Raw genomic sequence first — 23,471 nt, 5'->3', positions numbered from 1 at the left:
GCCCCACTGGGGCGGCCGTTTACTCAACTAAACTCTAAACTTAATCTTCTTTTACTTCTCCGTCGGAATCTCGACGTCAATGTTATTGAAACGAATCTTACCGTTGTCTAGTACCGCCTCTACCACAGAATCTTTGTTGATCTTACCGGACAATATCTCCTTCGATAACTCGTTCAGCACCTGGCGCTGGATCACGCGCTTCAGCGGACGGGCACCAAACTGCGGGTCGAAGCCCTGTTCGCCCAGGTAATCCAGTACCTCGTCGGTAGCCACTAACTGTATGCCGGCTTCCTCCAGACGTTGCTGGATGTGGCGGAACTGAATGTTCACGATCTTGCGGATATCCTGTCTGCTTAGTGGGCGGAACATTACCAGTTCGTCAATACGGTTCAGGAACTCTGGCCTTACCGATTTCTTCAGTAGTTCAAACACCTCATCTTTCGTACGCTCAATCACCTCATCGTGGTTAAACTCATCCATATTCTCGAAGTTAGACTGAATGATGTGCGAACCAATGTTTGAGGTCATGATGATGATGGTGTTCTTGAAGTTAACCACACGTCCTTTACTATCGGTCAGACGGCCATCGTCGAGCACCTGCAAAAGTATGTTGAACACGTCCGGGTGCGCCTTCTCGATCTCATCCAAAAGCACTACTGAGTATGGCTTGCGGCGTACAGCCTCCGTCAGCTGGCCACCTTCATCGTAACCTACATATCCCGGAGGCGCTCCCACCATACGGCTCACGGCATGGCGTTCCTGGTATTCACTCATATCGATGCGCACCATGGCGTTCTCATCGTTGAACAGGTAGTCGGCCAGTGCTTTTGCCAGCTCAGTTTTACCCACACCGGTTGTACCTAAAAATATGAATGAGCCAATCGGGCGTTTCGGGTCCTGCATACCGGCACGGCTTCGGCGCACAGCGTCAGAAATGGCCTCAATTGCCTCTTCCTGACCAGCCACACGTTTGCCCAGCTCTTGCTCCAGGTGCAGCAGTTTTTCGCGGTCACTCTGCAGCATCTTGCTCACAGGTATACCTGTCCATTTAGCTACGATTTCTGCGATGTCTTCCGAATTCACTTCTTCCTTCAGCATTGGGTTCTCACCCTGCATCTCATGTACCTGCTCCTGCAGCTGCTTCAGGTGGGCCTCAGCCTCCTGAATCTTACCGTAACGAAGCTCAGCTACTCGACCGTAGTCACCGGAACGTTCCGCTTGCTCAGCCTCCAGTTTATAGTTTTCGATATTCTCTTTCTCTTTCTGAATGCCCTCAATGATCTGCTTTTCGTTCTGCCACTTGGCTTTCAGGTCATCGCGCTTACCGCTTAAATCGGCAATCTCCTTGGATAGGATGGCTTCTTTGTCCTTGTCATTCTCACGGCGGATTGCCTCACGCTCAATCTCCAGCTGCATGATGCGGCGCTGTAATTCATCCAGCTCCACCGGCAAAGAGTCAATCTCGATGCGCAGTTTCGCAGCCGCCTCGTCCATCAGGTCAATGGCTTTGTCTGGCAGGAAACGATCCGAAATGTAGCGGTTTGAAAGCTCTACCGCGGCAATGATCGCATCGTCCTTTATGCGTACCCCGTGGTGTACCTCATACTTATCCTTGATACCGCGAAGTATGGAAATAGCATCCGGCACGTTTGGCTCATCTACCATTACCGCCTGGAAACGACGCTCCAGAGCTTTGTCCTTTTCGATATATTTCTGATACTCCTTCAGCGTCGTTGCACCGATAGCATGCAGTTCTCCTCGGGCCAAAGCTGGCTTCAGCAGGTTGGCTGCGTCCATGGCGCTCTCGCCACCCGCACCGGCACCGATCAAGGTATGAATCTCGTCGATGAAGAGGATGATCTCACCTTCCGCATCAGTCACCTCTTTAATTACGGCCTTCAGGCGCTCCTCAAACTCTCCTTTATACTTGGCGCCTGCCACAAGCAGACCCATGTCCAGGCTCATCAGTGTTTTGTTTTTCAGGTTCTCCGGCACATCGCCGCTCACCATGCGCTGAGCCAAACCTTCCACAATGGCAGTTTTACCTACACCAGGCTCACCCAGCAGCACCGGGTTGTTTTTCGTACGGCGGCTCAGGATCTGCAGCACGCGTCGGATCTCCTCGTCACGGCCAATTACCGGGTCTATTTTACCGGCACGGGCCATTTCGTTTAGGTTCTTAGCGTAGCGCTTCAGCGAGTTATACTTTGCCTCTGCGTTTTGATCAGTTACTTTGGCACCACCGCGTAACTCTTTGATTGCTTTTTTGAGATCCTTTTCATTGAAGCCAACATCCTTCATCAGGCCGGCTACTTTATCGCGACCAGCCAGCAGGCCCAACAGCATATGCTCAATGGCCACATACTCATCCCCGAATTCCTTCAGGTAAGAAGTGGCTTTTTGCAAGGCTGTCGCTGCATCGTTAGCCAAATACGGACTGCCACCGCTCACTTTCGGGTAAGCCGCTACAATTTCATCCAATTTACTGTGCAGGATGTTGCCGTTGATGTTCAGCTTCTGCAGCAGGAAATTGGTAACGTTTTCGTCGGTTTCCAGAATAGCTTTTAATATATGCCCGGTTTCGATAGCCTGCTGCTGGTTGCCACCTGCTATTTCGGTGGCCTTCTGGATGGCCTCCTGAGCTTTGATGGTATAGTTGTTAAAGTTCATGTCTTTGCTTGTTTTCCCTTAGTTTTAGTTCTACGAGCTATACAGCAAAGGATACACCAATGGTACCTTTTGATGATTTTTATGTAATTATGTCATGTTTTTGTGTGGTGAATTGAGCAGTTCCGGACTTTTTGTCTGTATCAAATATCCTTCTTAAAAACTGCTGCATAATGGTCTGCTAATCGTGTCGGCTCAGGCAACTTGTATTTGGTAGCGCAGTTTAAAGCTATCTCCGTTGCTGAGTCCAAATCCATCAGATGCCCCGGCGAGACAAACACAGGCTTCACGTTGTCTTTTGTTCGGAGCACGTTGGCAATCACTTCTCCTTTGTATTCCAGCGGCGAGATGGAGCCCTTGGTGGGCGCAGGTTCCGTGTATTTTCCTACCAGAACCTTCTTGGCTACACCCATGGTAGGCTTCTCTAGGTGCAGGCCCAGATGAGTGGCGATGCCGAGGCGGCGTGGGTGTGATATACCATGGCCATCTACCATAATTAGGTCAGGCTTTTGCTCTAGCTTCTGGTAGGCTTCCAGTAAGTTGGGTGCTTCTCTAAAAGATAGGAAACCCGGGACATACGATAATTCTACCTGACCATGGTGCCATACTTTCTCCACAACCTCTAGCTCTGGATACTTCAAAAGTATAAAAGCAGACAAAATGGTATCCTCGCCAATAAAAGAGGAGTCGCAGCCAGCAATTAGTTTCAGCTCAAAATCAGGTTTTTGAATAATGATGCGGTCCTGCATCTTCTTTTGTAACTCCGTTAACTCCTGCAACAGCCTGGGATCGGTGGGAGGGGCATCGTGTCTTCTGTAGTAGGCCATTTAGGTTAAATAATGTGTTAGCGACTGTTTCAGTGATCCGGTTTGATTTTTTAAAAGTGCCTGCGCTCTCCCATGCATGCTATTTCTTTACGTTTAATAAAGAGCCACGCATTCAGATTTTTGCAATCATATATGTAACCCTTTTTAGAATCCTGTTATGCACTGCAGGGGTAAATTAGTTTGGCGAAAAGTAAGCGCCAGTGGTCATCAATGTAACCAAAATGAAACTCGAACGAGGTGTTGGTATGCAGAACAGATTTCTTTACAAGTGGCAACGTTGTTTGTACGCGCTTTACTTGCTGCAAAGATAGGTCAGCGTAGTTCCAGTATCCGCTTTTTACGAACTTTTCCGGCTTCCAGACAAAGCAACCGTCCTTGCTGTAGCCAGTTTTTCCTGCATCATAGTTCAGGTCATCACAGGAAAACTTCGGGAAGGGCTCCTTCTGTAAATTACATTTCTTCATTTCCTCTGCCACAGAAAGGAATGACCTGTTCTGGTACTCCCGCTTAAAGCTCTGGATGTTGCCGACAAGCGTCATTTTAGGCACTGCTCCCGGCTGCTCTATAAACCACACACCATACTGTGGATGTATGAACTCGTTCAGAGTGGAGGTATCACCGGCTTGAAGAGCCTGAAAGAAACGGTTGAAAGCAATTCTGAAATCTGTAGTGTCAGCGTTATTCGAGGCTTTTTGTTCCTGACTGCCGTTGGCCACAGGTTGTGTTGATTTGGCTCGGGAATCTACAGGGCCGTCAGATGATTCAGGATTGGACGTTTCTGAAGTGCAGGAATTTAGAAATAAAAACAGAGTTAATAGTATAGATAATTTCCACATAGAAGATATAGCTTTTTATTACCTGTACGAACACCAACAGGTATGGGTATGTACCTGCTGAACTTTGAAGACACCAGGTCGTAACTTGATATAGACCTATACATAAAACAGGCTGGTGTACAAACACATCAGCCCTACGACCTAAAAGCTATGAAAAACTATACTTTTAACGACACTGTACGCATCGACCTTAAACAAGTAAATCTGATGGGAGACCTGGCCGTTGTGGAAGGGGCGAAAGGCCTTGTTATTTTTTCACATGGCAGTGGCAGCAGCCGCCTGAGCACAAGAAACCGCTTTGTGGCTGAGCATCTGCAGCGTTCTGGCTTTGCCACACTATTGTTCGACCTGCTTACCCCGGAAGAGGATCAGGACAGGGAGAAACGCTTTGATATTCCGCTCCTTACGCAGCGTTTAATAGAAACCACTCACTGGGTATTGCAGGATCCTCGTGTTAACAAGCTCAACATTGGGTACTTCGGAGCAAGCACAGGCGCAGCATCGGCTCTGGGAGCAGCAGCAGCCTTAGGAGACATGGTAAAAGCTGTAGTAAGCCGGGGCGGGCGGCCTGACCTGGCGGATAATGTGCTGCCGGATGTGCTTTCACCTACCCTGCTTATTGTTGGTGGCAAAGATGAACCCGTGGTGGGTATGAACCTGCAGGCCCATGATCGGCTGGTATGTATAAAAGATATGGAAATAGTGCCGGATGCAACGCATCTTTTCGAAGAGCCTGGTGCTTTAGAGATGGCAGCGCAGTTGGCCACAGACTGGTTTCGCAAATACCTGGAGCCTGGTAAGCAGCACCCCTTGCATCAGAACAGACCCTAACTGGTGTAGCGTTTAGAATGGGTGAAAAATGTTTTAAACTAGTTACATGGAAAAGATTCAGAATAGAAGAGAGGCTGCTATCATGCTGGCTGATCGGCTGGACAAGTACAGAGGTCAGTCGGGTGTTGTGCTTGCTATTCCACGTGGAGGAGTGCCGGTGGCGGCGCCTATAGCTAAAAAGCTGGGCATGCCACTGGAGGTTACATTATCAAAAAAGATCGGGCATCCTCTTAACCAGGAGTTCGCAATTGGCTCTGTTAGTAAGGATAGTGTAATAGTGGATGATCGGATTGATGTGCCACAGGAGTACATAGAGGAGGAGGTAGCACGCATACGTGAGAGCCTGGCGCAAAAGTACAAGCTCTTTATGGGTGACCGTAAGCATGTGCCGCTTAGGGACAAGGTGGTGATTATTGTGGATGATGGTATTGCCACCGGTAAAACGTTAGAAGCTACTGTAGCGCTGGTAAAGAAGGAGCAGCCCAGGAAAATTGTTATAGCGGTACCTGTGGCACCTTTCTCAGCCATAGATCACTTTAAATCTTTGGTAGATGAAGTAATTTGCTTGTTAGTGCCGCCATTCTTTCAGGCAGTGGGACAATTTTACGAGGAGTTTAGCCAGACTACTGATGAGGAAGTGATTCAGCTGCTACAGGAGCAGGACAAGCCTCTATAGTGAAATCAAACTTACTGCGCCAGAATAAACCTGCGCCGCATGCTTTCCCCGCTGCCTTTTACCTGCATCAGGTATAATCCGGCTTTTGAGTCAGGCATGCGTATTTTCTCAGTAACAGTACCCTCTGCACTGCACTGCTTTACAATCTGTTTCACCAGCTGACCGTTGGCGGTGACGATGGCTATCCATACCTTAGAAAAAGGCTGTTGATCCTGTAGCTGCACCGTAATCGTTTTATCCCTGCTAATGGTAGGATAAACCTGTAACAGGTCTGCACTGGCTTCTCTTGCCGTGCCACTATGTAAAACCTGTTCTTTCTCAACCTGAACGGTCTCAGAGTAACTGTTGCTACCATCAAGACTTACTTGTTTTAATCTGTACTTTAATATACCGTAGGGTGCCGTTGTGTCTTTATAGTTATACGTAACCTTTTCTTTTGAACTACCAGACCCATCAATTTTTCCGATAACCGTGAAAATGTTGTTATCTAAAGCTCTCTCCACCTCAAAATAATCATTATTATTCTCTTCAGTTGTTTCCCAGTTTAGCTGCACATCTTTATCTGCTGTGACAGTGGCCTCAAAGGCTGCGTACACAACAGGAGTAACCTGTACTACCTTCATAATTGCCTCGAACCATTTCTGCGCCATTTTCTCCTCTCCGGAGGCGTTCGGGTGTATACCATCAAAAGTATCTGCGCCGGTGGTTGGGTTAAAGCCAGTGTATTGGTCTACAAGTATAACCGGTGATGCGGCTGTATTGAGTTCCTGGGCTAATGCTGGGATTCTTTCGTTCAGGAGACGAATATTGTTTGCAGCCTGTGGACCTACCTTCTGATCATAGGCAGGAATAAGCTTGGCGAAGAAAATTTTCACCTGCGGATTGTCCGCTCTGATCAGCTGAACTACTTCTTTTAGCTCATTTACAGTTTCGTCTAAAGATTGATCACGGAACATGTCGTTCGTGCCCAGGTGTAACAGAACTATATCTGGAGTATATCCTGTCAACCAATCGCTCAGCCTCCCTTTGCCGGTTTCTTCAGAGTTGCCATTCAATATCTGATCAGTGCTCCAGCCCCAATGGCCTTCGTTATCACTGTCAAAAGCCTGCCCCTTGTACAGTGGCCAGTCAGGGTTTCCGTTTTTCTGAACACTATGAGATCCCACATAATCTATCTCCACGCCTGCGTCTAACAGCTTCTTCCAGAGGTTGTACCTGTAGCTGTAATGGTCCTGGTTAGACTGGGTGATTGAGTTCCCTAAAGCCATCACTTTAAGTGGAGCAGCAGAGGCGGCAGTACTAAACAAGAGTAGGACAACACAGATAAGGCTGTTTAATGCGGTAAGAGGGCGTAGCATAAGCAAGATAAACTGTAAGCTTATACTAGACGCAGCAGGGGTGGCAGGGTTGTGCTTTGACTTATACTTTATTGTGTAAGGCGTGCCTGGTTAGACAAAGTACATTATTGTGGTAAGTAAGACTAACAGGCTTGTTACTAAGAGAGAATGAACGTTGAAAATATCCTTGCTTTCAATCTGTAACTTCTCTTTTAATGAAGCACATCCGTTAGCCACTGCAAGGTAAGGTGTCAGCCATGAAAGGCGGTTTACTACAGAACCTTTCTCAAAAAAGACTCTTATATTTGTTCTTTAACTAGCATTCACTTCCCTGGCAGGAAGTAGTACCACTTTAAACTGAAAGAATAGAATGACGAAAAAAACAGCAACTATTGTTTATACTATAACCGATGAAGCGCCTGCCTTAGCGACACGCTCTTTTCTGCCGATTGTTGAGACTTTTACCAAAGCTGCCGGCATCGAAGTAGAAACAAGGGATATCTCCCTTGCAGGTAGAATTATAGCTACTTTCCCGGAAAACCTGACGGAAGAGCAGAAACAGTCTGATGACCTTGCTTACCTGGGAGAGCTTGCTAAAACACCAGAGGCGAACATCATCAAGCTTCCTAACATCAGTGCTTCTGTTCCGCAGCTTAATGCGGCTATTAAAGAACTACAATCACAGGGATATAACATTCCAAACTATCCTTCTGAGCCGAAGACCGAAGAAGAGAAAGAAATCAAAGCGCGTTATGCGAAGATTCTGGGTAGCGCTGTGAACCCTGTGCTGCGTGAAGGTAATTCTGACCGTCGTGTAGCTGATGCTGTGAAGCAATATGCCAAAAAGCACCCGCACTCGATGGGTGAGTGGAGTTCGGATTCTAAAACCCGCGTGGCTCATATGACGGAAGGAGACTTCTACGGCAGCGAGAAATCATTTGTAGCTGACAAGGCTACGGATGTGCGCATTGAGTTTGTAGATGCCACCGGCAACACAAAAGTACTGAAGGAGAAGATCGCGCTGAAAGAGGGCGAAGTGATGGACTCTTCGGTGATGCATGTTGCGGAGCTGAACGCATTCTTTGAAAAAGCGATTGCCGAGGCGAAGGAAGATAATATTTTGCTATCGCTCCACCTGAAAGCTACCATGATGAAGGTGTCTGATCCTATCATGTTCGGCCATGCAGTAAAGGTGTTCTTCAAAGATACTTTCGCTAAGCATGGTGCTACATTCAAAGAAATTGGCGCTGATCCGAATAACGGTTTAGGTGATATTTACAATAAAATCCAGAATCTGCCAGAGGAGAAGCGTGCCGAGATCGAGGCTGATCTGAAAGCGGAGATGGAGAAGCGCCCTGAGCTGGCGATGGTTAACTCTGACAAAGGCATTACCAACCTGCACGTGCCAAGCGATGTGATCATTGATGCGTCTATGCCGGCTGCAATCCGTTCTTCGGGAAAGATGTGGGGGGCAGATGGTAAACTGCAGGACACAGTAGCTATCATTCCGGATCGCTCTTATGCCGGTATCTACCAGGAAGTGATCAAGTTCAATAAAGAGAATGGCGCTTTCGACCCAACTACCATGGGTACTGTTCCGAACATCGGCCTGATGGCGCAGAAGGCGGAAGAGTATGGCTCGCACGACAAAACGTTCGAAATGGCTGAGGCCGGTACAGTGCGTATCGTAGATGCCAACGGAAATGCACTGATGGAGCAGAAGGTGGAGCAGGGCGATATCTTCAGAGCCTGCCAGACAAAAGATGTAGCTATTCAGGACTGGGTGAAGCTGGCCGTTACAAGAGCCCGCATCACCAGCACACCTGCTATTTTCTGGCTGGACCCGCAGCGTGCTCACGATATTAACCTTATTAAGAAAGTAGAGAAGTACCTGCAGGACCACGACACCAACGGCCTTGAGATCAAGATTATGTCTCCGGTTGAAGCGATGCGTTATACTTGCGAGCGTGCCAAAGCTGGTAAAGACACTATCTCGGTAACGGGTAACGTACTGCGCGATTACCTGACAGACCTGTTCCCTATTCTTGAACTAGGCACAAGTGCTAAAATGCTTTCTATCGTTCCGTTGTTGGATGGTGGTGGCCTGTTCGAGACAGGTGCCGGTGGATCTGCACCGAAGCACGTAGAGCAGTTTGTAGAGGAAAACTACCTGCGTTGGGATTCATTGGGTGAGTTCCTGGCATTGGCCGTATCACTGGAAGACTTGGCTTACAAAACCAAGAACGAGAAGGCTGAGGTGTTGGCAGAAGCCCTGAACAAGGCTAACGCTGAGTTCCTGGAGAAAGACAAGTCGCCGGCTCGTAAAGTAGGTGGCATTGATAACCGTGGCAGCCACTTCTACCTGGCGATGTACTGGGCACAAGCACTGGCCGAGCAGACGAAGAATCAGGAGCTGAAAGACAAATTCACTAAACTGGCCCAAGAGCTGACGGACAACGAGCAGAAGATCGTGGACGAGCAGATCACCGCACAAGGCAAGCCAGTTGACATCGGCGGTTACTACCACCCGGACGAAGAGAAAACCAGCAAAGCGATGCGTCCAAGCGAAACATTGAATGCTGCGCTGAATAACTTCTAAGCTGAAGTATAAAGTATAAATGAGAAGGCTGCCTGAGCGATCGGGTGGCCTTTCTGCGCTTCAACAGGTATTATCTATTTAATTAATAAATTTTGATTTTACTGCCGTACACTAGTAGTTCAATAGATTCAACTTCATAATCATCTAACACTTGCTTTAAAGTAGCTTTGTAATTAAATGTACTAGGCGCTGTCTTGTTTAGCATTGCAGGATTATAGTGCATCACTTCAATATTATATGTAGCTAGTCCTTCTAAGGTAATTACTCCATTATTTTCATTACCTTCTTTTACAGTGAACTCTTTGAATTTATGATAAATTATAGCATTTTTTAGCTTACTCTTTTGTGTTACAAAATTGTCTAGTGTAGTAACATTAACTTTAGGGAAAGTTAACATTAACTTACTTTTTACATAATCAAGCTTAGTTTGCCCTACTGTAACATTAGGGATGATGAAGAATAGGATAAAGAGTACCTGTACTAAGTATATTCTTTTCATAGTCGGTTAATTTTTAATTACCCCAAACTTCTTAAGATTATTATAAATGTGTGCTTCAAGCTCTGCACCTTCAGAGCTATTTGAAAAATATTCTTCTTCAATTGGGACAAATGTTTGTGTCCAATCAATATTGTTTAAAGGGTACAAGCGCTGTGTGATTTCAGCCAACTCATAAAGCATTTGAGTCGTTACCCATGACTTTTCTGAGAGATGAGCTATACTCTCTGATACTAAGTTTTCTTTTCTAGTATATGCAAGGGTTATTAAGGAAACAAAATATTTGTGCGAGTCCTTAGGTTCTTTTCCTTCCAGCCAATGAAAAATTGTGATAGCTGTTTTATCGATTTCAAATCTATAGGCCATGTTCATTAAACTTTATGTTATTATAAAGATAAGTAAACTTCTTTTATGGTAGTTCTTTTGGTTAAAACTATAAACATAGATTCTTCCCCCCATGCCGCAAGTTTAGCGATAGCGCAACTTGTGGCTGTACATGAGGCCAGTTTGTAACTGGCGTATTCCAGAACTATACTTTCGCCAGTTACAAACTGGCGCCATGCTCCACCACCAGTTACCGCTTCGCTCAAACTGGCGGTATTTTCGTATAGTAGTGGCATGAGCCGAAACTATAAAATTAACGACCAGAGCAAGTTGCATTTCATCTCTTTTGCAACCATCAACTGGATAGATGTTTTTGCCAGACCTGCCTACAAAGATATTATAGTTGACAGCCTGAATTATTGTGTCAAGAATAAAGGGTTGGAAGTATATGCCTGGTGCATTATGTCGAATCACGTACATCTGATCATTGGCTCAGAAACGGCTAACCAATCCCATATTATCCGGGATCTAAAAAAGCATACTTCCAAAACTATTGTAAAAGCCATTTTTGATAACCCACAGGAAAGTCGCAAAGAATGGATGCTTTGGATGTTTGAGCGTGCAGGTAAGCTAAATAGTAATAACCAAACTTTCCAGTTCTGGCAGCAGCACAACCAGCCTATCGAGCTAAACACAAATTTCCTGATGGAGCAGAAGCTAAATTATATTCATAGTAACCCTGTAGAAGCTGGTTTTGTGCGGGAACCGCAGGACTATCCTTATAGCAGCGCCACAGACTATGCTGGAGGAAAAGGAATGGTGGAAATCATGTTGCTCAATTAACCATACCGCCAGTTTGAGCGAAGCGGTAACTGGTGGTGGAGCATGGCGCCAGTTTGTAACTAGCGAAAGTATAAGCTTGGACAATGCCAGTTACAAACTGGCACCATGGATAGCCACAAGTTGCGCTGTCGCTAAACTTGCGGCATGATAAGAGCGTTTTTGCTCACTATGACAGTATAAAACAAAAGCGGCAGCCATACTTTGGCTGCCGCTTTTGCAATCGTAGAGGCGCAATATTTTGCCTCTCAAACCTACACTAATACCCAAACAGCGTCTTCAGATCCAGCTGCTTCACTTTGCCATACTTCTCAAGCTCCTTAAAGTTAAGCTTGTCTTTAGAGCCGATCACAAGTATAGCCTGTGGCTGAGCCTTTACATACTTCTGCTGGAACTCCTTCAGCTGATCAAAGGTCATGGAGTTGGCGCTCTGGTAAACATCCTGACGGATATCGTAGTTCAGGCCAAGCTTCTTCGCACGTTCGTAGTCGAACAGGATGCCAGCTTTGGTGATACGCTCTGTGGAGATGCTGTTTCGAAGGGCAGCGCGTGCATTCTGGAAATTCGCATCTGCCAGTGGCATATCCGTAAGCAGGTTTTGCATACCGGCCATCGCCTCTGCCAGTTTATCAGACTGTGCTCCAATGTAGGAGATCAGGTAATTAGCACGGTCTTTCTTCGAAGCCGGTGCATAGAAGGAGTAGGTTGAGTAAGCCAGCGCTTTCGACTCACGCAGGTCCTGGAATACAATGCCACCCATGTACTCGTTGTATAGCCGCACTACCGGGATAATGTCTTTGCTATAAGGCACTGACTTGCTCAGGAACAGCATCTCTGCCTGTACCATGTCGTAGTCAGCCCAGTAAACCGTTGGTTCTTTGAAATCGATCTCAGTATACACTTTCTCGGCAGGTACCGGCTTTAGTTTAGCTGGCACGTTGTGTCCGGTATTCAGAGCAGCAATCAAATTGTCTGTTTCACGTGGACCATAGTACAGCACGCGGTGCTCATAGGTTGGGATGCTCTTAATGATGTTCACCAGCTCCTGTGGCTTCACGGCCTTCAGTTCCTTCTCGCTCAGTACTGTGTTGAACGGGTTCTTAGATCCATACTTGGCATAGTTTACCATGGCCTGCTGCAGGATAACGCCTTTGTTCTTCTTGGCATCGGCACGAGCCTTCAAAATACCGGCCACCATGTCGTTCAGGGCCTGCTGATCTGGCTTGGCGTTGGCCAGCACGCTCTCAAACAGGCTCAGGCCTTGCTCAAAGTTCTCGTCCAGACCTGTCAGGCTCACATATACCTGATCACCGGAAGAGAAAACATCAAACGAGGTACCCAGCTTAAAGAACTCTTTCTGCAATTCCTCGGCAGTATACTTATCGGTGCCCAGGTACTTCAGGTAGTTCACCGCTATGCCCAACTTTTGATCGTTGTTGGTACCCATGTCCAGGATGTAGTACAGCTGGAACAATCCGTTTTCCTTGTTCTTAGTGTACAGTAGTGGAATGTCCTGCTTCAGCTTCGCTTCGGTGATATCTTTCTTGTAATCCAGGAATACAGGCTGCAGCGGCTGTACATCCTTTGCCATAAACTCCTTATAGTAGTCTGACTGTGCGTCACGGTTTACGGCTACAGGCGTAATGGCTGGTTTCTCTACTTTCTGTGCATTCGGGTCTTTGCCTGTGCGCTTGTATACCAGCACATAGTTATTGTTGAAGTATTTGTTTGCCACATCCATCACTTCCTGCTTTGTAATGCTGGCAAATTCTTCACGGCGGTTAACAAACTTCTGCCACGGCATTTCATAGATGAAGGAGGTAACAAAGGCATCAGCACGATTTCTGTTGTCTTCGTAGGCTTTCATGGTGCTGATCTTGTCGTTGTTTACTACTGCCTGTATCAGCTCTTCATCAAATTCACCTTTCTTGATCATGTCCAGCTGCTTCAGTAACAGGTCACGCACCTGATCCAGTGACTGTCCCTGGCGAGGCATCCCTGTCATTCGGAAGGAGCCGTAGTCTTTCATCGGGGTGTCATAAGCATAAGATTGCAACACCTTCTGCTGCTGGTTCAGGTTCAGGTCTATCAAACCCGCAGATCCATTGTAAAGCAGGTTGCTGATCATTTGTACTACCAGGGCATCACGGGTGTTAATTCCCGGTGTTCGGTAGGCAATAGATACGTTCTCCGCATCCGGGCCTAGCACAGTTTTTACAATTGGCTGCTGAATAGGCTTTTCCTGTGCTACAGTGAAGCCAGGTACCTCTCCTTTATTTATTCCTCCCCAGTATTTGTCAATCAGACGAATTGTTTGATCAAAATCAATGTCTCCGGACATAGCAATTGCCATGTTGTTTGGCACATAGTACTTGTTAAAGTAGTCTTTGATAGCTGTAATGGAAGGGTTCTTCAGGTGCTCAATTGTGCCAATTGTTGACTGAGTGCCGTACTGGTGCGTTGGGAAAAGCTCCGTGTTAATCACCTCAGCTACCTTGCGGCCATCGCTATCCAGGGAGCGGTTTTTTTCTTCATAAACAGCCTCCAGCTCTGTGTGAAACAGGCGGGGTATCATTTCCTGAAAACGATCTGCCTCCAGTTCCAGCCAGCGTTCCATCTGATTGGTTGGGATATCGTTCACATAAACCGTCTGATCAACCCAGGTATAGGCGTTAGTGCCTTTGGCACCTATAGAGGAAAGAAGCTTGTCATACTCATTGGCGATGGCATACGTCGCGGCTACACCAGAAACAGAGTCGATCTGGGCGTAGATCTTTTTGCGTTCGGCTTCATCCGAGGTGTTTCTGTATTTTTCATATAGCGCCTCGATCTTATCAAGCTCCTCTTTTTCTTTCTGCCAGTTAGCAGTGCCTAACTCTGTAGTGCCTTTAAACACCATGTGTTCCAGGTAGTGAGCCAGACCAGTGGCATCGGCAGGATCGTTTTTGCTGCCTGCGCGTACGGCTATATATGTCTGAATGCGTGGAGCCTCTTCATAATCTGAAAGATAAACTTTCAGGCCATTGTCTAAAGTATAAATACGTGCATTCAGCGGGTCGTCCGGCACGGTTTCATACTTATACTCTTTTTGGGCGGGAGCAGCCGTAGCTGTTGCCGTTGTTTCAGTGGTTGACTGCGTTTGGTAGGTTTCGTTTTTACACTGCGTGAATGTAAAAGCTAACGCAGCCAAAAACAGAGACAATCCTTTTCTGGTAGTCATATTTTTAGCTGTTAATGATGATGTGACTATACGAAGATAGCGTATAACGGATGTTAAAAGTCAGTGTCTAAACCAAATCGTTGTTTTAAATCGACGATCACCGGGAATTTCTCTGCCAAATAGTTGAACTTGTCCTGGGAAGTATAAAGTTTACGCCCCTCATCCTGCACTTCCACTACCTCTGCTCTGAGTTTTATAGTCCTGTTACCGGTTTCCTTTTTCAGCTCACGCAGGATGTCCGGCCGCAACGCTGTGAACTGATCCATCATCACATGGTTTTCTAAATGAAGTATCACTTCATTCTCCGGCCCGATGTGGTACTGGCGGTTCAGGAGTGTGAACTCCATCATGTTCTCCGCTTTCTTACGACGAAGGATAGAGTGCCACACTGTCTTCAGCCTGGCTTCATCCACAGGAACAACGGCTCCATAGTTAGTGTCTTCTTCCTCCTCGGCTACGGCCACATCAGCCACGGCTGTCTGCTGATTTTGCAGATCTTTCAGGCTAGGCAGCTTGCCTAGCTTCTTCGGCGGCGGCAACTGCACTTTTGAACGGGGTTGCTCCGGAGCAGCTTTTGCCTCTGGAGGACTAATATGAGCATCCGGTGTTACGTGCTGCGGCTTAGGCGGTTGCTGCAATCCCTCCGATGGCACCTGGTTCTTTTCATGCGGCTGCTGCAGCCTTTCCGATGGCACAGAACCAGGAGTTGGCTGTTGCATATTTTCTGAAGGCACAGCATCAGGAGCATGCGGTGGTTGCATGGCTGCTGCTGGCGTGGCACCTGCTGATGCGGTAGGGGCTGGCGCCGGGGCCGCTACCTTAGCTTTTTTTGATACTTCTCCTTCCTGGGCAAAGCTCAGTGCCGCATTCAGGTGCGCCATCTTCATCAGGCACAGTTCCACATGCAGGCGCTGGTTCTTGCTGCTCTTATAGTTGGTGTCGCAGGTGCTTACTACGTTCAGACCCGAAAGCAGGAATGAAACAGAAGCCTTCTGAGACTGCTCAGCATACTTTGCCTTTATATTGTCAGATACCTCAAGCAACTGCACTGTCTGCGGATCCTTGCACACCAGCAGGCTACGGAAATGTTCCCCAATCCCTATCAGAAAGTTATGCGAGTCAAAGCCATTCTTTAGGATCTCATCAAATAGAAGTAGAGCGCCCGACAGGTTTTGCTCCAGCAGGTAATCTGTTAAACGGAAGTAGTAATCATAGTCCAGGATGTGCAGGTTCTCTACAGTAGCCTTATAGGTTACATTGCTTCCTGAAAAGGTCACCATCTGGTCAAAAATAGACAGGGCATCGCGCAAAGCTCCATCCGCTTTCTGTGAGATCAGGTGCAAGGCATCCGGCTCTGCATCTATGCTTTCTTTTGTGGCGATGCTGCCCAGGTGGCGCACCATGTCCTCAATCCTGATCCTGTTGAAATCGAAGATCTGGCAACGTGACAGGATAGTAGGAATGATCTTGTGGCGTTCTGTGGTGGCCAGAATAAAAATGGCATAGGAAGGTGGCTCTTCCAGCGTCTTCAGGAAAGCATTGAAAGCCTGGTTCGAAAGCATGTGCACCTCATCTATGATGTAGATCTTGTACTTGCCTGTTTGTGGGGCATAGCGCACCTGCTCTACCAGGTTTCGGATATCCTCTACGGAGTTGTTAGAGGCCGCATCGAGTTCATGTATGTTAAAGGAACTGTTGCTGTTAAAGCTGCGGCAGGACTCACACTCGTTGCAGGCTTCTACCTCGGGTGTGATGTTCTGGCAGTTGATGGTTTTGGCCAAAATACGGGCACAGGTGGTTTTGCCCACACCACGTGGACCGCAAAATAAAAAAGCCTGCGCCAGATGCTTGCTGCTAATGGCGTTTTTAAGGGTATTGGTTATATGGTGCTGCCCCACCACGCTGTCGAACGTGGTCGGACGGTATTTACGCGCTGATACTACAAAATTTTCCATTACTACAAAGATAATCAATCTGCACCTGACTTGGGAGTGCTTTTTATCCAGTACTTTTCCAGATAGTTATCCACGAAAATGAAGGGATAAAAAGTGTGAGGTTTAATGAGTTACAACGTTTGATGCTTTAAACTACTACTCTCTGCTTACCTAACAGATTCATAGCCTCCCAGAATTCCTTTTTTTGAGAGTACAATCTGCCAAAGTTGATTGTTCCGAGCGCGAAAAGAACCGGCACTGGAGAGGAGGTAGTATTTCCACATGCGGTAAAATCGATCACCATACTCCCCCTGTATCTTGTTCCAGTTGGCGTCAAAATTGTGAAACCAGGCCATGAGCGTAGGGTCATAATAGGGGCCGAAGTTATGCCAGTCTTCCATCACAAAAACGTTTTCCATGGCAGCTCCTAATTGTTTGATGGAGGGGATAAGGCAGTTTGGGAAAATATAAGTATCTGTAAAAGGATCGGCGGACGTTCTGGAGTAGTTTACGCCAATAGTGTGCAGCAAAAAGAGTCCGTTATCTTTCAGGCACCGGGCTGCGGTTTTAAGGTAGGTGCGGTGGTTCTTGTATCCCACATGTTCTGCCATACCAACTGACACTATGTGGTCAAACTGTTCGTTTACGTCACGGTAATCCTGCAGGCGTAGCTCTACCGGTAAGCCCTTGCACAATTCTCTACCTAGTTCTACCTGTTCTTTAGATACGGTTACACCTACCACTTCGGCACCATATTTTTCGGCTGCAAACTTAGCAAAGCTGCCCCAGCCACACCCAATGTCCAGCACGCGCTGGCCGGGCTGGAGTCGTATTTTCCGGCAGATCAGGTCTAGCTTATTTTCCTGTGCCTGATCCAGGTTATCAGCATTTTTCCAGTAAGCACAGCTGTAAACCAGGCGCTTGTCCAGCATCAGTTGATAGAGGTCGTTGCCGATATCGTAGTGGCGCTGCGCGTTTCGTGCGGCTTTGCCTTTGGCCTGCATGTTGAGCAGTTTTGCCACCAGCATCTGCAGAATTGTTTTCCAGCCAAACTTCGCCTGCTTGTACAGATCAGCCCGGATTACTTTAAAGGCAAACTCATCTATCCGTTCGCAATCCCACCAGCCATCCATGTATGATTCACCCAGCCCCAGGGTTCCCTGGGTAAGCACGCGTTTATAAAACCTGTTGTCATGAATCTGCAGGTCCCAGGGATCAGGGCCATTTATTTTGACATCGGCAGTTGCCAGAATACTAACTACTTGCTGCTGCAGGCCTGATGCGCTCATTGGTCAGGAGTTAAGTATAAGTTGTTGCTATAGAAAGCCTTATACTTGCCTTGAACGGGAGTAAAAAGTAATGGTTAGTAAAGAAGCTGTGGTGAACTTTAAAGCGTCTCTAAAACACCAGTTTAAACACAGTGCCCACGCCTTCTTTGCTTTCTACCTGTATACTACCCTTATGCAGGAGCATGATATGTTTTGCAAGGCTTAGCCCGATGCCTGACCCATCTTTATGGGAGGTGAAGAAGGGAATAAAGATGCTCTCCAGCAGCTCTTCGGGTATACCTGTTCCATTGTCCTGGACTTCTATTATAGTCCTTCCGTTTTCATGACCGGCGGTTAGAATAACCTGAGGGTCCGGTTGGCCCGATACGGCACGTTTGGCATTCAGGATCAGGTTGATGAGTACCTGCTCCAGCAGGTTTACGTCGCCATTCAGGGTGAGATTTGGAGGTGTTACGTGGCAAGTCAGCTCTACGCCCTGTGCTTCCAACTGTGGACGCATCAGGCCATTAATGCTTTTAAAAAGCTCCTGCACATAAACCGTTGTCAGCAGCAACTCCTGCGATTTGTTCAGGTTACGGTAGAAGTGTGCAAAACGGAGTAGTCCTTCACTACGCTTTTTAATGATGGAAATACCTTCTTCTGTGTCCTGCAGCAGCTCGGGATCAAATGCTGCAGTAGGTTCCTGCTCATATTTTTCACGTTCCATTTGCAGGTGGCGACCAAGGGTATCGGCCAGTGAGGCAATGGGAGCTACGGAGTTCATGATCTCGTGTGTCATAACGCGCAGCAGTTTTTGCCAGGCCTCCGTTTCAGTGGCATCTACGGTGGCGCTCACATTTTTGAGGGCAATTAAGAGCAGGTTGCGTCGCTGTAGCGTGAAGGCCGTAGCTGACAAAAGTAACTGCGTCTGCCCTTCCTGAAGTCTGAGTTTCAGGAGGCGGCTTTCACCGGGTTTTACAACTTGTAATGCCTCATACAGCAAAGGGTAGCGTGGTTCCAAGCTGTCGATGCTCTTGAGGTAAGGCAGGTGTAACGTTCTTTTAAAAGCATCATTCACCCATTCCACTTCTCCAGTCTCTTCGTCCACGGCCATGATGCCGGTGTCGATCATCTGCAGGATGGTTTGCATGTACTGAAACTGCGCCTCTTGCTCTATGCTAAGTTGCTTATAGGTATCGTTGATAAGGTTGAAAGCATGATGCAGTTGCCGGAGAGAGTTATTAGTAGTATGCTCATTGAAGCGTTGCGAAAAATCACGCTGCTTAACGGCCTCCAGAAATCTGGCCAGCTCATTATTGCTGCGGGTGACGTACAAGCCCAGCTCCCAAAGCTGTGCCAGCATAATAAGGATGCCAGAGCCTACCTGCAGCCAGGTAAACTGCGTCAGGTAGAATACTGTCAGGAACATCATTCCAAGTAAAAGTATGAACCGGACGAGTAGCCCGAACTCCAGGCGTTTAAATATCATGCTTATTCAGGCGGCGGTAAAGGGCAGTGCGTGTAAGGCCTAACTCTTTGGCAGTTTTTGAGATGTTGCCTTTGTTTTTCTCCAGCGCTCTTACTATTGTCTCACGCTCAATTTCACTTAACGGCACAGGTGTTTCTGGAATGTAAGCTGCAGCATAAGTAGCTGGTGCCATCTCTACTGGTGAGAAACTGAAATCCTGAGGCTGCAGTACATTTCCTTCTGCCAATATGATAGCCCGTTCTACAGCATGCTGAAGTTCTCTTACATTTCCCGGCCAGCTATGTTGCTTTAGTTTTTGTAGTGTTTCAGGAGCAAACTCTGGAACAGGCTTATGGTTCTTCTCGGCATAAATGGCAGTGAAAAAGCGCGCCAGTAGTTCCACGTCGCCGTGTCGCTGGCGTAATGGTGGCAGGGTTATCTCTACTGTATTTATGCGATAGATTAAGTCCTTACGAAACTGATTACGGGCGGCAAGATCGTAAATGGGTTCGTTGGTGGCCGAGATCAGTCGGATGTCCACTGGCACAGGGGTGTTGGAGCCAAGTGGCGTTACCTGGCGGTTCTGCAGTACTGTCAGTAGTTTGGCCTGCATGGCTGGTGAAATATTCCCGATCTCATCCAGGAACAAAGTGCCACCGTTGGCAGCCTCAAAACGGCCGGGGCGGTCTTCGCGGGCATCAGTAAAAGCCCCCTTCTTATAGCCGAACAACTCACTTTCGAATAAGGAGTCGGTTAGGGCGCCCATATCTACGCTCACAAAGGGCTTGTTTGCTCTGAAGGACTTTTCATGCAGCGCACGCGCCACGAGTTCTTTGCCGGTGCCGTTCTCACCAAGTATAAGCACATTAGCTTCTGTAGGAGCAATCTTTTCAATCTTATACAGCACCTCTTTTATAGCATCGGATTGACCAAGAATGCTGGTGCTGGTATTTTTTTTAGTGGCTGCAGTAGCACCTCCTTTTATCTTTTCCTGCCGTTTTTCAAGTGTCTGGTGTAGCGTTTCCAGTAGCTTGTCGTTATGCCAGGGTTTCACAATAAAATCTGTGGCACCCTCTTTTAAAGATCGCACAGCAAGCTCCACATCGCCATAAGCCGTGATCAAAATAACCGAGGTATCCTTATCCTTGTCCAGAATCTGACGCAGCCAATAAAGGCCTTCGTTGCCGGTGTTCAGAGCACTTTTGAAGTTCATGTCCAGAAAAATTACGTCGAACTTCTGCCGCTCCAGCAGACCGAGCAGGTTCTCCGGATTCTTTTCGGTAACTACTTCTTTCACCTCTGTTTTGAGCAGCATCTTCAGAGCGAACAATACGTCCGTCTCGTCATCTACCACCAATACACGGGCATTTTTTACAGTGGCCATAGGTAAGCAAATTCTTTTTGAGAAATCGAATATAACTATTCTATCTGAAATTGTCAGAATCAGGATTTACGGGATGAAAAGATGAACAGGATGTAAACCTTACGAATACAAATATTCAGTCAGGCATGCCTATCTCTGGAATTAAAATACTCCTGCCAATGATCTACTCCTGTCAATCCTGATTGCATTGTATCCTGTACCGGAAGCGCACAGGTGTAACGCGTGTATGTGTATCGGAAGCGTACACTTTAAATTTCTATTTTTGTGGTAAGTTATTGATTTTAAGTTTATTATAATTATGGCATTTTAATTTCATAGAGTGAGGTGTGAAGACGAAAAGATTCAGAAAAATATAGAGCCACATTACAACGCATAAAACTATGTATAAGAACTACCTCAAAATGGCCTACCGCAATCTGATGCGGCACAAAGTGTTCTCACTCATTAATATATCTGGTCTGGCATTGGGTATGACCTGTAGCATTCTGATTTTGCTTTGGGTGAAGGATGAGTTAAGTGTTAACCGTTTCCACTCAGATATAGATAATCTATATCGTGTTATGGAAATACAGAGCTATCCAGGTGCCGATGATCTTACAACGGATGCCAATCCGGGGCCACTGGCTGAGGCACTGGAGCAGGAACTGCCTGAGGTGAAGGAGGCAGTACGAACCACTGCCTGGAGCATGCCAAAGCTCTTTGCATATGGTGATAAATCGATCAAAGTAGATGGCCGCTACACTGATGCAGGTTTCTTCGAAATATTCTCTTTTCCGCTGCTGTACGGTAACCAAAAAGAAGTTTTGGCACAGCCTAACACTGTTGTGATATCCGAAAAAATAGCCAATCAATTCTTCGGCTCACCAGAAGAGGCGATGGGGAAGGTTTTTAAGATTGATAACAATAAGAGCTATACAGTAACAGGTGTTGCGAAAGATGCTCCTAAAAACTCAACTATTCAGTTTGACTATGTGCTACCTCTTGAGGATTGGATTAATAGTCCGGATGGTGGTTGGCTGAAGGAGTGGGGCAATAATGGCATTCGTACTTTCGTGCAACTGCAACCAGGAACTGACATTGTTGCCTTTAATGAGAAAATAAAACCAATCGTAAAGCAGCATAACCAAGACTCTAATATCGATCTTTTTGTGCAGTCAGTGTCAGATATGTACCTCTACGGTGACTTCCGCAATGGCAAGGTTGGTGGCGGAAGAATCGAGACAGTGCGCCTGCTTTCGATAGTAGCCATATTTATACTGGTAATTGCCTGCATCAATTTTATGAACCTGGCTACTGCACGCTCAGCGAAGCGTGCCAAAGAAGTTGGGGTGCGTAAAGCCATTGGAGCAAACAAATCTGCTTTGGTGAGTCAATTCATGGTAGAGTCGGTGCTGGTGTCTTTTCTGGCTCTGTTCGTTTCTCTTAACCTGACTGGCATGTTGCTCCCTAGCTTCAATGACCTGACAGGGAAATTAGTATCGCTGGACTTCACTGACCCATCGCTGCTTCTGTTGCTTCTAGGCGTAGCAATCGTGACAGGTGTCTTATCGGGTAGTTATCCTGCTTTCTTCCTGTCGTCTTTTGATCCATCGGTGGTGCTGAAAGGTACTGCAAAACTGAGCAAGCGCGTATCAGTTTTTCGTAAAGGTCTGGTGGTTTTTCAGTTCATTCTATCTGCGCTGCTTATTGTCAGCACATTGGTTGTTTACCTGCAGCTGCAGTATATCCGAACCCAAAATATAGGTATGGATCGTGAAAACCTAGTATACCTGCCGTTGGAGGGAGAATTGCAGTCACGTTATGATATAGTTAAACGGGAGCTGCAAAGTACACCGGGTGTCATGTCCGTGACGGCTTCAAACCAAAATCCATTAATGGTGGGCAATTCTACCGGAGGAGTGGATTGGAAGGGAAAAGATCCTGAGGCAAGCATCTTGTTTAGCATCCTGAATGTGGACTATGACTTTCTTGAAACAATGGACATAAAGCTGAAGGAGGGGCGTACATTCTCAAGAAACTTTGGTACTGATACAGCCGCGTTCATTGTAAACAAAGAGGCAGCTCGCCTTATGCAGATGCAGCAGCCGGTAGGGGAGTGGCTACAAATGGGTGAGAAAGGTCACATAATCGGTGTGGTAGAGAACTTTCGTACTACCTCCATCCATATGCCACAGCAGCCACTCATTATGCGCCTGCAGCCTCAGAACCAGAGCTGGATTTATGCCCGCATCGCGCCTGGCAAAAGCAAAGATGTGTTAGCTGCTATGGAGCAAATCGTAAAAAGGCACAATCCTACTTACCCGTTCGAGTATCATTTCCTTGATCAGGACTTCGAGATGATGTATAAGAGTGAGGCGGTCATGGGTAAACTGACAACCTATTTTGCAGGTATCGCAATTTTCATCTCCTGTCTTGGTCTGTTTGGCCTGGCATTGTTTACAGCAGAACAGCGCACTAAGGAGATTGGGGTACGCAAGGTGCTGGGAGCATCGGTAGCAAGTATCGTGTACCTCTTGTCCAAAGATTTCCTGAAGCTTGTTTTTATCGCCAACATAATAGCACTTCCGCTCGGGTGGTACTTTATGAGCAGCTGGCTGGAAAACTATGCAGACCGAACTGAGCTAACCTGGTGGATCTTTGCTGCTGCCTTTGTGTCTACAGTTATCATCGCTATGGTTACCCTGAGTTTCCATGCAGTAAAAACGGCTGTGGCTACTCCGGTTACCTCGCTACGAACTGAATAGCATAAGCTACATTGAACTAG

The 23,471-nt window shown here is 46.9% G+C and carries 17 protein-coding genes; 5 read left to right on the top strand and 12 right to left on the bottom strand.

What is annotated here, in order from left to right; translation table 11 throughout:
• Window positions 1-51: 51 nt before the first annotated feature.
• The 3 genes from clpB to ACFSRY_RS12260 form a co-directional block, all read right to left on the bottom strand.
• Window positions 52-2,670: an ATP-dependent chaperone ClpB gene (clpB, locus tag ACFSRY_RS12270; protein ID WP_377507665.1), complete on the bottom strand. Its 2,619-nt coding sequence runs from the start codon at window positions 2,668-2,670 to the stop codon at window positions 52-54.
• A gap of 140 nt (window positions 2,671-2,810) precedes the next feature.
• Entirely contained in the window at window positions 2,811-3,494 is a 684-nt protein-coding gene (gene nfi / locus ACFSRY_RS12265; protein ID WP_377507661.1) for a deoxyribonuclease V, read from the bottom strand.
• 155 nt (window positions 3,495-3,649) lie between these two features.
• A complete protein-coding gene (locus ACFSRY_RS12260) occupies window positions 3,650-4,330 on the bottom strand; it encodes a hypothetical protein (protein WP_377507658.1) in 681 nt (226 codons plus the stop codon).
• A gap of 150 nt (window positions 4,331-4,480) precedes the next feature.
• On the opposite strand from ACFSRY_RS12260, the gene ACFSRY_RS12255 reads away from it, so the two are divergent.
• Together ACFSRY_RS12255 and ACFSRY_RS12250 are read left to right on the top strand one after the other, a co-directional pair.
• On the top strand, window positions 4,481-5,161 hold the full coding sequence (locus ACFSRY_RS12255; RefSeq protein ID WP_377507655.1) for a dienelactone hydrolase family protein: 681 nt from the start codon (window positions 4,481-4,483) through the stop codon (window positions 5,159-5,161).
• Between the two features lie 46 nt (window positions 5,162-5,207).
• A complete protein-coding gene (locus ACFSRY_RS12250) occupies window positions 5,208-5,837 on the top strand; it encodes a phosphoribosyltransferase (protein ID WP_377507652.1) in 630 nt (209 codons plus the stop codon).
• Between the two features lie 11 nt (window positions 5,838-5,848).
• On the opposite strand, the gene ACFSRY_RS12245 is transcribed toward ACFSRY_RS12250, so the two are convergent.
• Entirely contained in the window at window positions 5,849-7,105 is a 1,257-nt protein-coding gene (locus tag ACFSRY_RS12245; protein ID WP_377507649.1) for a GDSL-type esterase/lipase family protein, read from the bottom strand.
• Window positions 7,106-7,544: 439 nt separating this feature from the next.
• Between ACFSRY_RS12245 and ACFSRY_RS12240 the strand changes: the two genes are divergently transcribed.
• Window positions 7,545-9,773 carry an NADP-dependent isocitrate dehydrogenase gene (locus ACFSRY_RS12240; RefSeq protein WP_377507645.1) on the top strand — a complete coding sequence of 743 codons (2,229 nt, stop codon included), beginning with the start codon at window positions 7,545-7,547 and terminating at the stop codon, window positions 9,771-9,773.
• Between the two features lie 82 nt (window positions 9,774-9,855).
• Here ACFSRY_RS12240 and ACFSRY_RS12235 read toward each other — a convergent pair whose 3' ends face one another.
• Genes ACFSRY_RS12235 through ACFSRY_RS12225 form a run of 3 tightly spaced genes read right to left on the bottom strand, consistent with a single transcriptional unit; the run spans window position 9,856 to window position 10,889 of the window.
• Complete coding sequence (locus tag ACFSRY_RS12235; protein ID WP_377507642.1) at window positions 9,856-10,272, bottom strand: hypothetical protein; 417 nt, start codon at window positions 10,270-10,272, stop codon at window positions 9,856-9,858.
• 6 nt (window positions 10,273-10,278) lie between these two features.
• Complete coding sequence (locus ACFSRY_RS12230; protein WP_377507639.1) at window positions 10,279-10,635, bottom strand: hypothetical protein; 357 nt, start codon at window positions 10,633-10,635, stop codon at window positions 10,279-10,281.
• 20 nt (window positions 10,636-10,655) lie between these two features.
• On the bottom strand, window positions 10,656-10,889 hold the full coding sequence (locus ACFSRY_RS12225; protein WP_377507636.1) for a hypothetical protein: 234 nt from the start codon (window positions 10,887-10,889) through the stop codon (window positions 10,656-10,658).
• Between ACFSRY_RS12225 and ACFSRY_RS12220 the strand changes: the two genes are divergently transcribed.
• Window positions 10,888-11,436: an REP-associated tyrosine transposase gene (locus ACFSRY_RS12220; protein ID WP_377507633.1), complete on the top strand. Its 549-nt coding sequence runs from the start codon at window positions 10,888-10,890 to the stop codon at window positions 11,434-11,436. The two genes, ACFSRY_RS12225 and ACFSRY_RS12220, sit on opposite strands and share 2 nt — an antisense overlap.
• Before the next feature lie 256 nt (window positions 11,437-11,692).
• Here the strand turns inward: ACFSRY_RS12220 and ACFSRY_RS12215 are convergent, their stop codons facing one another.
• From ACFSRY_RS12215 to ACFSRY_RS12195, 5 genes are all read right to left on the bottom strand, one after another.
• The gene (locus tag ACFSRY_RS12215) at window positions 11,693-14,653 is read right to left on the bottom strand and encodes a M16 family metallopeptidase (protein ID WP_377507629.1); all 2,961 of its coding nucleotides are present in this window, start codon (window positions 14,651-14,653) and stop codon (window positions 11,693-11,695) included.
• Window positions 14,654-14,706: 53 nt separating this feature from the next.
• Window positions 14,707-16,608, bottom strand: a complete 1,902-nt coding sequence (locus ACFSRY_RS12210) for a DNA polymerase III subunit gamma/tau (RefSeq protein ID WP_377507626.1) — start codon at window positions 16,606-16,608, stop codon at window positions 14,707-14,709.
• Window positions 16,609-16,754: 146 nt separating this feature from the next.
• Window positions 16,755-17,876 (bottom strand): cyclopropane fatty acyl phospholipid synthase, encoded by a 1,122-nt coding sequence (cfa, locus tag ACFSRY_RS12205; protein ID WP_377507623.1) that lies wholly within the window; start codon window positions 17,874-17,876, stop codon window positions 16,755-16,757.
• Window positions 17,877-17,985: 109 nt separating this feature from the next.
• The gene (locus ACFSRY_RS12200; protein ID WP_377507620.1) at window positions 17,986-19,344 is read right to left on the bottom strand and encodes a sensor histidine kinase; all 1,359 of its coding nucleotides are present in this window, start codon (window positions 19,342-19,344) and stop codon (window positions 17,986-17,988) included.
• Complete coding sequence (locus ACFSRY_RS12195) at window positions 19,334-20,707, bottom strand: sigma-54-dependent transcriptional regulator (protein ID WP_377507617.1); 1,374 nt, start codon at window positions 20,705-20,707, stop codon at window positions 19,334-19,336. Before ACFSRY_RS12195 ends, ACFSRY_RS12200 begins: the two co-directional genes overlap by 11 nt.
• A 380-nt stretch (window positions 20,708-21,087) precedes the next feature.
• Here ACFSRY_RS12195 and ACFSRY_RS12190 point away from each other — a divergent pair, with 380 nt between their 5' ends.
• Window positions 21,088-23,451 carry an ABC transporter permease gene (locus ACFSRY_RS12190; protein ID WP_377507613.1) on the top strand — a complete coding sequence of 788 codons (2,364 nt, stop codon included), beginning with the start codon at window positions 21,088-21,090 and terminating at the stop codon, window positions 23,449-23,451.
• Window positions 23,452-23,471: the final 20 nt, after the last annotated feature.

The sequence above is a fragment of the Pontibacter locisalis genome (assembly GCF_042684605.1).
GTDB classification, from domain to species: Bacteria; Bacteroidota; Bacteroidia; order Cytophagales; family Hymenobacteraceae; genus Pontibacter; species Pontibacter locisalis.
This window is presented reverse-complemented; position numbering and strand designations above follow the sequence as displayed.

What these genes read in the sequence shown, in the direction of transcription:
- clpB (WP_377507665.1), bottom strand. Translation starts at nt 2,670, where the DNA reads ATGAACTTTAACAACTATACCATCAAAGCTCAGGAGGCCATCCAGAAG.
- nfi (WP_377507661.1), bottom strand. Translation starts at nt 3,494, where the DNA reads ATGGCCTACTACAGAAGACACGATGCCCCTCCCACCGATCCCAGGCTG.
- ACFSRY_RS12260 (WP_377507658.1), bottom strand. Translation starts at nt 4,330, where the DNA reads ATGTGGAAATTATCTATACTATTAACTCTGTTTTTATTTCTAAATTCC.
- ACFSRY_RS12255 (WP_377507655.1), top strand. Translation starts at nt 4,481, where the DNA reads ATGAAAAACTATACTTTTAACGACACTGTACGCATCGACCTTAAACAA.
- ACFSRY_RS12250 (WP_377507652.1), top strand. Translation starts at nt 5,208, where the DNA reads ATGGAAAAGATTCAGAATAGAAGAGAGGCTGCTATCATGCTGGCTGAT.
- ACFSRY_RS12245 (WP_377507649.1), bottom strand. Translation starts at nt 7,105, where the DNA reads ATGGCTTTAGGGAACTCAATCACCCAGTCTAACCAGGACCATTACAGC.
- ACFSRY_RS12240 (WP_377507645.1), top strand. Translation starts at nt 7,545, where the DNA reads ATGACGAAAAAAACAGCAACTATTGTTTATACTATAACCGATGAAGCG.
- ACFSRY_RS12235 (WP_377507642.1), bottom strand. Translation starts at nt 10,272, where the DNA reads ATGAAAAGAATATACTTAGTACAGGTACTCTTTATCCTATTCTTCATC.
- ACFSRY_RS12230 (WP_377507639.1), bottom strand. Translation starts at nt 10,635, where the DNA reads ATGGCCTATAGATTTGAAATCGATAAAACAGCTATCACAATTTTTCAT.
- ACFSRY_RS12220 (WP_377507633.1), top strand. Translation starts at nt 10,888, where the DNA reads ATGAGCCGAAACTATAAAATTAACGACCAGAGCAAGTTGCATTTCATC.
- ACFSRY_RS12225 (WP_377507636.1), bottom strand. Translation starts at nt 10,889, where the DNA reads ATGCCACTACTATACGAAAATACCGCCAGTTTGAGCGAAGCGGTAACT.
- ACFSRY_RS12215 (WP_377507629.1), bottom strand. Translation starts at nt 14,653, where the DNA reads ATGACTACCAGAAAAGGATTGTCTCTGTTTTTGGCTGCGTTAGCTTTT.
- ACFSRY_RS12210 (WP_377507626.1), bottom strand. Translation starts at nt 16,608, where the DNA reads ATGGAAAATTTTGTAGTATCAGCGCGTAAATACCGTCCGACCACGTTC.
- cfa (WP_377507623.1), bottom strand. Translation starts at nt 17,876, where the DNA reads ATGAGCGCATCAGGCCTGCAGCAGCAAGTAGTTAGTATTCTGGCAACT.
- ACFSRY_RS12200 (WP_377507620.1), bottom strand. Translation starts at nt 19,344, where the DNA reads ATGATATTTAAACGCCTGGAGTTCGGGCTACTCGTCCGGTTCATACTT.
- ACFSRY_RS12195 (WP_377507617.1), bottom strand. Translation starts at nt 20,707, where the DNA reads ATGGCCACTGTAAAAAATGCCCGTGTATTGGTGGTAGATGACGAGACG.
- ACFSRY_RS12190 (WP_377507613.1), top strand. Translation starts at nt 21,088, where the DNA reads ATGTATAAGAACTACCTCAAAATGGCCTACCGCAATCTGATGCGGCAC.